Here is a 6,975-nt window from a genome sequence, read left to right as displayed (position 1 = left end):
AAACACGAGGAGTTCGCCGAGCCGACCCGGTGGAGTTTGTTGAACGCCTTCACTGAAACCGCCAAGAAGTACAGTCCCGCCCGCGCCGATCTCTGCTACCGGGGATTGACCCGGTTATTCGGACTCGATGGACGGGAAGCCATTCTCTGGAGGAAATAAATGGCTTCAGTGGCCGATATGAAAACTCCCCCTTAGAATAACCTATTTATAGACCTATCTTAAAATAGGTTATTCATAATGGTAAGTAATGCGAAAGCCACTGAAGCCACCTGATGATTTTCCACACGGTCCAGCCAATACGACCTGTTCCCGGTTTGAGCTTGGTACACTCAGACTTGGTGCCTACCCGCGTACCCCGGCAGATGTGTCCCTTCTGCCGGTCTTATTCCATTAACTTAGAAGGAGAACCTACCATGTTGAAAGAAATCCTGACTGCCGCCCTTGCCATCGTTGCCGCATGGCTGTTGATCGCTCTGCTGCCCTCTCTGTTCGAGGTCGGTATCGGCCTGATGCTGCTTGCCGGTCTGTTTTGGCTGGCTTCCGTCATCAGTGCCGGTTTCAAGACCTGTTGTCGCGAGGCTTGATCCGGCAAGAGGTTCCGATTAAAACCGGAGCCTCTTTTTTAATTCTCAAAATGCAGCCGGATTATAAAAGTAGATTTTGGAGGAGGCGATTTACTTGCCGTTTGACTTTTCCGAAAGAACCATTATTTTTGGTTACAGTTTGGTTACACTTTGAGGCAGAAAGGGCCTTGAAGTACGTTAATTGAAAATCGGACGGCAAGTTGCTGAAATGGGAAAATCCGAGGTGAATCTTTGATTTCCGGGCAAAAAAAATGGTGGCCGGACCCAGAATCGAACTGGGGACACGGGGATTTTCAGTCCCCTGCTCTACCGACTGAGCTATCCTGCCACCAAAATGTCAACGCCTTTCGAGCTTGACATCCTATAATAAACACCGTTTTTGAAAAAAGTCAAACCGGAATTCAAACTTTTCCTGTTTTTTTATCCGGTTTTTTATTTCGCCACCTTTTCCCGGAGCGGTTTCTCAATCGCCGCAAAAGTCGCTTCCGCTATCTTCGCCATTCCACGATCGCCGGGATGCCAGTTCACTCCACCGTTTTTGAAGTGCCCTTCGCTCCCCGCACGATTTGCCGGATCCGCCGCCAGCGGCGCAAGATCCACCGCCAAAACCCCGTTTTCAGCAGCCGCAGCACGTATCATCTCGTTCAGCGCTCCACCTCCCCAGTTCGTCAGACAGACGATGATCGGATCACGATCACCACGCAGATCCCGGATCATCTGCGAATAGTTGTTCTGGAACTCCTCCTTGTTTTTCTTGCCGCGATAGTTGTCCGAAATCTGGATCACGATCACATCCGCATCGTTCCCCTTGAGCGCATCCCACCCCTTCATCTCCTTCTCATTCGAAATGCGGGCAAGCTGAAGTTCCGGCGCCTTCTCCTGTTTCACCTGGTCGCAGATCTTCCGGTACAGAAGATGTGCGTAATCCTTCTCCTCGGCCGTCGCCGCCATCCCCCAGTCGGTGTTCCAGCCAAGCTGCGGCGCGACTCCATGCTTCATGATGCTGTTTCCGATAATCAGCACCTTCCCGATCTCTCCGGCTCCCGCACCCGCTGCAAACAGCACAGCGCAGACGAACAACAAACACGGTTTGAACATAGCTTCCCCTCCTGGTTATTTGCCGAGCGACTTCAGAACAGCTTCGGCGATTTTTTCCATTCCGCGATCACCGGGCATCCCGCCGATCTTTGGAAACTTCCCCTCCGACGCAGCCCGGTTCGCCGGATCCGCGTGAATCGCACGCAACGAGACGAATTTCGCTCCGTGCGCGGCCGCCGCCTCTGCAATCACCTCTTCCAGCTGCACGTTTTCCCACGGACCGAGGCAGACCACCGTCTTCGGCGATCCCTCACGCAATTCATCGATCATCTGCCCGTAGGCCTCGCCGTACTCCTCCAGCGAAATTCCCCCCTTGTAATTCTCCCCCAGCTGAATCACCACCAGATCCGCGCGGCATGGCAGCAGATGTACCCAGCCGGTCATCTCGTCCTGGTACATGATGCTGTCGGTCGCGAGCTCCAGCTCCGGCGACGCTTCGCGCAAAGCCGTATGCAGCCGATGGGCGAAGTCCTTCTCCCGCGCCGTCGCCGCCATTCCCCAGTCGTTCGGCCAGCCGAGAGACGCATCCGGTGCACACGCCGTAAGCGCATCCCCCACCACCAGCATCTGACGGTAAGACGGCACGTCCGAAGTGGTGGCGCATCCTGCAAGCACCAGCGCGGTCAATGCCGCGATGATTGTAATTTTCATTCCGCAAGCCCCCGTTTCTCAAGTTTGGATAACTGGTTAACTATACAGTGAAGAGCTCTGGTTTGCAAACAAAAGAGATGGGATTTTCTCAAAAAAAAGCCCCCTGTGCTTGCAAAAAAAGAAGTTTTTTGCTATGTTACGCAGCAGTGTTGAACCATTCACATGAAACTCTTGACACCTCATGATTCTTGCACTCGATTTTGAAACTGCGAATGCCGATCCCGGCAGCATCTGCTCGGTCGGAGTCGCATCACTCGAAAGCGGGCGGATCACCCGACGCAGGGAGATCCTGATCCGGCCGCATGAGCGCTGCGGATGGTTCCATTCGTTCAACATCGCGATCCACGGCATCCGGCCGGAAATGGTGCACAACGCGCCGGAGTGGGACGAGGTGTGGCCCGAACTCGCGGAACTGTTCCGCGACCGCGTCATCGTCGCTCACAACGCCGCCTTCGACATCGGAGCGTTCCAGAAAGTCATGGAACTTTACGAACTTGAATTGCCGGAGTTCCCCTACTTCTGCAGCTGCAAAGTCGCCCGAAGAGTGTGGCCCGATTTCGAGAACCACCGACTCAACACGCTCTGCCGCCATCTCGGATTCGAATTCCGCCACCATCAGGCGGGAGAAGACGCCGCCGCCGCCGCATTTCTCGTCCAGAAGATGTTCGACTTCACCGGAACTGCCGGCTGGCGGGAGCTGCTCGAACACGCGGGCGTCACTCCCGGACGAATCTCTCCGGAGGGGTGCATCCCCTGCCGGGTCATCCCGAAAAAAGGCCGGAGCCGATGAAAAAGGTCGTCATTCACACGGACGGCGCCTGCAGCGGGAATCCCGGTCCCGGCGGCTGGGCCGCGATTCTCGCATACGGGGTTCACCGTCGCGAATTGTGCGGCGGATTCGCAGAAACAACCAACAACCGCATGGAACTTTTCGCCGCCATCGCCGCTCTCGAAGCGCTGAAGGAGCCATGCGAGGTCACGCTTCACTCCGACTCAAGTTACCTTGTGAACGCCGTTTCAAAGCGGTGGCTCGAACGCTGGAGCCGATGCGGCTGGCGCAAGGCCGACAAACAGCCGGTCCTCAACGCGGATCTCTGGAAGCGGCTTCTCCTGCAGTTGAAACGCCACAGCGTCACAACCATCTGGCTCAAAGGACATGCCGATCATCCGGAAAACAACCGCTGCGACGAACTCGCCAGAAATGCCGCACGCCAGATCGTTCTGCCGCCGGATTCCGGATTCCATCTGACAGAATGACCATTTTTTTCATCAATCCGGCAATTTTCTCCATTTTATTTCCCATTTTCGGCAATATATTACAAAATCAATATCACGCAACCGTGGAGGATTGATCATGAATCGAAATTCGCAGCTTCGTTATCCGGCCGTGCCGCTTGTGGTGCACGACCCCTACTTCAGCATCTGGTCGTTCAGCGACGCGCTCAACGACGACTGGGCGCACCACTGGACCGGCAGCAACATCAGCATGGTCGGCATGATCCGAATCGACGGCAGAACCTTTGTCTGGTGCGGCCGCCCGCAATTCGCCCCGGCAATGAAGCAGACCTCCTGCCGGGTGCTGCCGACCCGGACGATCTACACGTTTGAAGAGAGCGCGGTCCGGCTGACCGTCACGTTCCTGACGCCGGCGCTGCCGCACAAACCTGACGTGCTTTCCCGACCGCTGACCTATCTGATCTTCCAGGTGGAATCGCTCGACGGCGCCGCACATGAATGCAGCGTTTACTTCGACTGCGGCGGCGAACCGTGCGTCGACCAGACGAGCGACCAGATCGTCTGGGGGAGATTCCACCATCCGGAGTTCGAACTCATGAGCCTCGCCTCGGCCGACCAGCGGCCGCTGCGCCGCTCCGGGGACAACTTGCGCATCGAATGGGGACGCTTTTTCTTCGGCGTACCCCGGAAGTTCCGGGCGGAAACCGCCATCGCGGAGAACCCGAGCCTGCGCCGCCCCTTCGCTCAGAACGGCACAATAGCCTCCGTTCCGGATGACCTCGATATGCCGCAGACCGTCAAGGAGAACTGGATCGCAATGGCATTCGCGCTCCCGCTCGCGGTTCCGGCGAACGGCCATGCCGAAGCGTGGGCGGTGGCGGCCTACGACGACGTCTGGTCGATCGAATACCTGAACCGCAAACTCCGGGCTTTCTGGCGCGAATCGATCAACGGATTCGAAGAACTCCTGACGCGCGCCGCCGCCGAATTCAACTCACTCCGCGCCGATTGCGAAGCGTATGACCAAATGCTGCTGGCCGATGCGGAAGCCGCAGGCGGTGAAGCGTATGCGGATCTCTGCGCTCTCGCATTCCGGCAGGCGATCGGCGCGCACAAGCTCGTGGCGGATTTCGACGGAACGCCGCTCTTCTTCTCCAAGGAGAACTTCTCGAACGGCTGCATCGCAACGGTCGACGTGACCTACCCCTCCGCGCCGCTCTTCCTGCTGACCTCCCCCGCGCTGCTCAGGGGAATGCTGATCCCGATCCTCGACTACGCCGGGAGCCGCCGCTGGAAATTCCCGTTCGCCCCGCACGATCTCGGCACTTATCCGCTCGCGAACGGCCAGGTCTACGGCGGCGGCGAACGCTCCGAGCTGGATCAGATGCCGGTCGAGGAGTGTGGCAACATGCTGCTGCTCGCCTCTGCGCTGGTCGAGTTCCACAACGATCTCGATTTCGCCCGCCGCTACCACGACACGCTCAAACTCTGGGCCGACTACCTGCTCGACAAAGGGTATGATCCGGAGAATCAGCTCTGCACGGATGACTTCGCCGGACATCTCGCTCACAACACGAATCTTTCACTCAAGGCGATTCTCGCGCTCGGCTCCTGGGCGCTCGTCGAACGGAAACTCGGCAACGACGCCGAAGCCGCGAAATACCGCTCCGCCGCAGCGGAGGCCGCAAAGCGGTGGAAACAGGACGCATTTGACGAAGCAGGATGCTACCGGCTCGCATTCGATCAGCCCGGCTCCTGGAGTCAGAAGTACAACCTCGTCTGGGACAAGCTGCTCGGGCTCAACCTCTTCCCCGGCGAAATCGCGGAAACCGAACTCGCTCACTACCGCCGCATGCAGAACCGGTACGGCCTCCCGCTCGACAGCCGCAGGAGTTATACGAAACTCGACTGGATCGTCTGGAGCGCCACGCTGACCGGAAAACGCGACGACTTCGACGCGCTCGTCACTCCGCTCCGGACCTGGCTCAACGAAACCCCCTCCCGGGTGCCGATGACCGACTGGTTCGAGACGACCGACGGCCGCATGGTCGGATTCCAGGCCCGCTCCGTAGTCGGCGGACTCTTCATCCGGCTGCTCGATGATCCGGAACTCCGCCGGAAATACCTCGGGCTGCTCCGGAAATAACGCAAAGGCAACAGGGCGCGCAGCGGACGGATCATTCGGAAAAGCAGAAATTCCGGAAGGTTTCGTCCGTGCGCGCCTCAAGTTCTCCGCAGGGGATATGCAGCTTTTCCGCCGCGAACCCGAGAACAGATTCGATCGGCTCCGGCACCTCATCCGTCTCAAAGCCGATGCCGCCAAGCCCGGAAGAGCGGAGATATTCGACAAGCACAACATCGTTCAGCGCCGCAACTCCGAGCGAGATGAAAAAACCGTGTTCCCGCAGCCGCGCAAGCCGCTCCGGCTTTCCACGGAAACCGTGAAACAGCATTCGCAGCTCCGGGAAACGCCTCCTCGCTCCGAGCAGCTCCTCCGTCGCCCGCACACAGTGTACGACCACCGGCTTATGCAGTTCCGCAGCCAGAGCCAGAAGCTCTTCCAGATACCTCTGCTGCACCGGCAACGCGGGACCGCGCAACCGGTCAAGCCCGATCTCCCCAAGCGCGGCGGCGCCGTTCAGCGTCTCCCGGAATGCCCGAGGGAGCGGCACGAACTGTTCCGGCAGTTTCCAGGGGTGCAGTTCAAGCGATGCGAGCGGGTAGCGCGACAGCTCTTCCGCTCCGCACGAAACGAGCGTCCGCGCCGCCGATTTCGGGCGGTGGGCATGGAAATCGGTCGCCATCCTTCAGAGCGCCTTCCCAATCCCGGCACCGGGCACGCCAAGCCCGGAATGCAGCAGTTTCTGCGCATGGCAGACCGCCAGCGCGATCGCATCGGTTGAATCCAGCGGAATCCGTTCGATCGCGATGCCGGTTTCGGCGGAGACCATCAAGGCGACCTGTTCCTTGGTCGCCTTGCCGCTGCCGAACGCAGCCCGTTTGGCCGAACTCGGCGAATAGGAGTAGACCGGAACCGACGACTCCGCAAGTGCCGTCAGAATCGCGCCGCGCGCCATTCCGAGAATGATCGCGGTCGACGCATTGCGCCCGACGAACGGATCCTCGATCGACGCGTAGTCAGGCGTGAACGCCCCGACCAGCTCCCGAATCCCGCCCGCGAGGCGGCGCAGGCACTCCGTATGCGGCAATCGCGCGGAGTTTGCGATGATCCCGCAATCCAGAATCTCAAAGCGCGCCGCGGATTCAGCCCGGATCACTCCGTACCCGGTCGTGCGGATCGCCGGATCGATGCCGAGAATGACCATTCCTCTCTCCTATGATAAAATTCCACTTCGATGCCGGGAAAAACTCAATTTTTTACGAGTTTGAATTGAGTAAAATCCTC

The 6,975-nt window shown here is 58.6% G+C and carries 8 protein-coding genes and 1 tRNA gene; 4 read left to right on the top strand and 5 right to left on the bottom strand.

Translation table 11 applies throughout. The features are described from left to right. Nucleotides 1–413 precede the first annotated feature (413 nt). Nucleotides 414–584 carry a hypothetical protein gene (locus Q0K10_RS15285; protein WP_294508928.1) on the top strand — a complete coding sequence of 57 codons (171 nt, stop codon included), beginning with the start codon at nt 414–416 and terminating at the stop codon, nt 582–584. A gap of 252 nt (nt 585–836) precedes the next feature. On the opposite strand, the gene Q0K10_RS15280 is transcribed toward Q0K10_RS15285, so the two are convergent. The 3 genes from Q0K10_RS15280 to Q0K10_RS15270 all read right to left on the bottom strand — a co-directional run bounded on the left by Q0K10_RS15280 (nt 837) and on the right by Q0K10_RS15270 (nt 2,333). After that, nucleotides 837–912: transfer RNA gene (locus tag Q0K10_RS15280), tRNA-Phe, on the bottom strand. A gap of 104 nt (nt 913–1,016) precedes the next feature. Further along, a complete protein-coding gene (locus tag Q0K10_RS15275) occupies nt 1,017–1,682 on the bottom strand; it encodes an SGNH/GDSL hydrolase family protein (protein ID WP_294508924.1) in 666 nt (221 codons plus the stop codon). A 15-nt stretch (nt 1,683–1,697) separates the two neighbouring features. Continuing rightward, on the bottom strand, nt 1,698–2,333 hold the full coding sequence (locus tag Q0K10_RS15270) for an SGNH/GDSL hydrolase family protein (protein ID WP_294508921.1): 636 nt from the start codon (nt 2,331–2,333) through the stop codon (nt 1,698–1,700). A gap of 181 nt (nt 2,334–2,514) precedes the next feature. Between Q0K10_RS15270 and Q0K10_RS15265 the strand changes: the two genes are divergently transcribed. The 3 genes from Q0K10_RS15265 (at nt 2,515) to Q0K10_RS15255 (ending at nt 5,715) form a co-directional block, all read left to right on the top strand. Further along, entirely contained in the window at nt 2,515–3,123 is a 609-nt protein-coding gene (locus tag Q0K10_RS15265) for a 3'-5' exonuclease (protein ID WP_294508918.1), read from the top strand. After that, on the top strand, nt 3,120–3,590 hold the full coding sequence (rnhA, locus tag Q0K10_RS15260) for a ribonuclease HI (RefSeq protein ID WP_294508915.1): 471 nt from the start codon (nt 3,120–3,122) through the stop codon (nt 3,588–3,590). Before Q0K10_RS15265 ends, rnhA begins: the two co-directional genes overlap by 4 nt. A 97-nt stretch (nt 3,591–3,687) precedes the next feature. Further along, nucleotides 3,688–5,715 (top strand): DUF4965 domain-containing protein, encoded by a 2,028-nt coding sequence (locus tag Q0K10_RS15255; protein ID WP_294508912.1) that lies wholly within the window; start codon nt 3,688–3,690, stop codon nt 5,713–5,715. A 31-nt stretch (nt 5,716–5,746) separates the two neighbouring features. On the opposite strand, the gene Q0K10_RS15250 is transcribed toward Q0K10_RS15255, so the two are convergent. Further along, a complete protein-coding gene (locus Q0K10_RS15250; RefSeq protein ID WP_294508909.1) occupies nt 5,747–6,373 on the bottom strand; it encodes a TatD family hydrolase in 627 nt (208 codons plus the stop codon). A 3-nt stretch (nt 6,374–6,376) separates the two neighbouring features. Then, the gene (gene ruvC / locus Q0K10_RS15245) at nt 6,377–6,895 is read right to left on the bottom strand and encodes a crossover junction endodeoxyribonuclease RuvC (RefSeq protein WP_294508906.1); all 519 of its coding nucleotides are present in this window, start codon (nt 6,893–6,895) and stop codon (nt 6,377–6,379) included. Nucleotides 6,896–6,975 lie beyond the last annotated feature (80 nt).

Origin of the sequence: uncultured Victivallis sp., assembly GCF_944391105.1 — a bacterium.
Lineage (GTDB): Bacteria > Verrucomicrobiota > Lentisphaeria > Victivallales > Victivallaceae > Victivallis.
The sequence above is the reverse complement of the archived record's forward strand: the minus strand, read 5'-3'. Positions and strand labels throughout refer to the sequence as shown.

What these genes read in the sequence shown, in the direction of transcription:
- Q0K10_RS15265 (WP_294508918.1), top strand. Translation starts at nt 2,515, where the DNA reads ATGATTCTTGCACTCGATTTTGAAACTGCGAATGCCGATCCCGGCAGC.
- Q0K10_RS15285 (WP_294508928.1), top strand. Translation starts at nt 414, where the DNA reads ATGTTGAAAGAAATCCTGACTGCCGCCCTTGCCATCGTTGCCGCATGG.
- rnhA (WP_294508915.1), top strand. Translation starts at nt 3,120, where the DNA reads ATGAAAAAGGTCGTCATTCACACGGACGGCGCCTGCAGCGGGAATCCC.
- Q0K10_RS15255 (WP_294508912.1), top strand. Translation starts at nt 3,688, where the DNA reads ATGAATCGAAATTCGCAGCTTCGTTATCCGGCCGTGCCGCTTGTGGTG.
- Q0K10_RS15275 (WP_294508924.1), bottom strand. Translation starts at nt 1,682, where the DNA reads ATGTTCAAACCGTGTTTGTTGTTCGTCTGCGCTGTGCTGTTTGCAGCG.
- Q0K10_RS15270 (WP_294508921.1), bottom strand. Translation starts at nt 2,333, where the DNA reads ATGAAAATTACAATCATCGCGGCATTGACCGCGCTGGTGCTTGCAGGA.
- ruvC (WP_294508906.1), bottom strand. Translation starts at nt 6,895, where the DNA reads ATGGTCATTCTCGGCATCGATCCGGCGATCCGCACGACCGGGTACGGA.
- Q0K10_RS15250 (WP_294508909.1), bottom strand. Translation starts at nt 6,373, where the DNA reads ATGGCGACCGATTTCCATGCCCACCGCCCGAAATCGGCGGCGCGGACG.